Source organism: Massilia sp. LC238 (genome assembly GCF_000735635.1).
Classification (GTDB): domain Bacteria; phylum Pseudomonadota; class Gammaproteobacteria; order Burkholderiales; family Burkholderiaceae_D; genus Telluria; species Telluria varians.
In genome coordinates this window covers 1-1,968 of the sequence record NZ_JNNN01000017.1, presented here as the reverse complement: position 1 = coordinate 1,968, position 1,968 = coordinate 1, and the positions used below count along the sequence as shown (strand labels likewise).

The window sequence follows — 1,968 nt, the reverse complement described above, 5'->3', positions numbered from 1 at the left end:
CATATAACTAGCCTGACGATAACCTACTTTCACACTGGTTGCAGCACTATCATCGGCGCAAAGTCGTTTCACGGTCCTGTTCGGGATGGGAAGGGGTGGGACCGACTTGCTATGGTCATCAGGCTTTGACTTGTCGTGAGATTTGACCACATGGTCAAACTTCACCAATCCGGGAAGAAGTAGTTTTTTGTTGTTCTTGGGGTAGCAGTATCAACAAACTGCAGCTGTATTCCTGACTTGTCTATAGCCTACCAAGGTTATAGGGACAAGCCGTACGGGCAATTAGTACTGGTTAGCTTAATGCATTACTGCACTTCCACACCCAGCCTATCAACGTCCTGGTCTCGAACGACCCTTCAAGGAGCTCAAGGCTCCGGGAAATCTCATCTTAAGGCAAGTTTCCCGCTTAGATGCTTTCAGCGGTTATCTCTTCCGAACTTAGCTACCCGGCAATGCCACTGGCGTGACAACCGGTACACCAGAGGTTCGTCCACTCCGGTCCTCTCGTACTAGGAGCAGCCCCCTTCAAATTTCCAACGCCCACGGCAGATAGGGACCAAACTGTCTCACGACGTTTTAAACCCAGCTCACGTACCACTTTAAATGGCGAACAGCCATACCCTTGGGACCGGCTACAGCCCCAGGATGTGATGAGCCGACATCGAGGTGCCAAACTCCCCCGTCGATATGAACTCTTGGGAGGAATCAGCCTGTTATCCCCAGAGTACCTTTTATCCGTTGAGCGATGGCCCTTCCATACAGAACCACCGGATCACTATGTCCTACTTTCGTACCTGCTCGACTTGTCGGTCTCGCAGTTAAGCACGCTTATGCCATTGCACTATTAGCACGATGTCCGACCGTACCTAGCGTACCTTCGAACTCCTCCGTTACACTTTAGGAGGAGACCGCCCCAGTCAAACTGCCTACCATGCACTGTCCCCGATCCGGATAACGGACCAAGGTTAGAACCTCAAACAAACCAGGGTGGTATTTCAAGGATGGCTCCACGAGAACTGGCGTCCCCGCTTCAAAGCCTCCCACCTATCCTACACAGATTGGTTCAAAGTCCAATGCAAAGCTACAGTAAAGGTTCATGGGGTCTTTCCGTCTAGCCGCGGGTAGATTGCATCATCACAAACATTTCAACTTCGCTGAGTCTCGGGAGGAGACAGTGTGGCCATCGTTACGCCATTCGTGCAGGTCGGAACTTACCCGACAAGGAATTTCGCTACCTTAGGACCGTTATAGTTACGGCCGCCGTTTACTGGGACTTCAATCAAGAGCTTGCACCCCATCATTTAATCTTCCAGCACCGGGCAGGCGTCACACCCTATACGTCCACTTTCGTGTTTGCAGAGTGCTGTGTTTTTATTAAACAGTCGCAGCCACCAGTTTATTGCAACCCTTTCACCCTTCCACAGTAAAGTGGTCAAGCTACCGGGGCGTACCTTATCCCGAAGTTACGGTACCAATTTGCCGAGTTCCTTCTCCCGAGTTCTCTCAAGCGCCTTAGAATACTCATCTCGCCCACCTGTGTCGGTTTGCGGTACGGTCTCGTATGACTGAAGCTTAGAGGCTTTTCTTGGAACCACTTCCGATTGCTTCGCACCACATGGGTGCCCGTCCCAGTCCCTTGAATCCTGCGCCCGGATTTGCCTAAGCGCCTTCTATGAACCAGAAACCAACTATTCCAACAGTTGGACAACCTTCCGCGATCCGTCCCCCCATCGCATCATACGACGGTGCAGGAATATTAACCTGCTTCCCATCAGCTACGCATCTCTGCCTCGCCTTAGGGGCCGACTCACCCTGCTCCGATGAACGTTGAACAGGAAACCTTGGGCTTACGGCGTGCGGGCTTTTCACCCGCATTATCGCTACTCATGTCAGCATTCGCACTTCTGATACCTCCAGCATCCTTCACAAGACACCTTCGCAGGCTTACAGAACGCTCTCCTACCATAT

2 rRNA genes are annotated in these 1,968 nt (G+C 51.7%); both read right to left on the bottom strand.

Annotation, left to right across the window (positions count from 1 at the left end):
- Positions 1-10: 10 nt before the first annotated feature.
- A 5S ribosomal RNA gene (gene rrf / locus FG94_RS03680) occupies positions 11-123 on the bottom strand.
- 138 nt (positions 124-261) lie between these two features.
- Positions 262-1,968: ribosomal RNA gene (locus tag FG94_RS03675) — 23S ribosomal RNA — on the bottom strand; the annotation flags it as partial.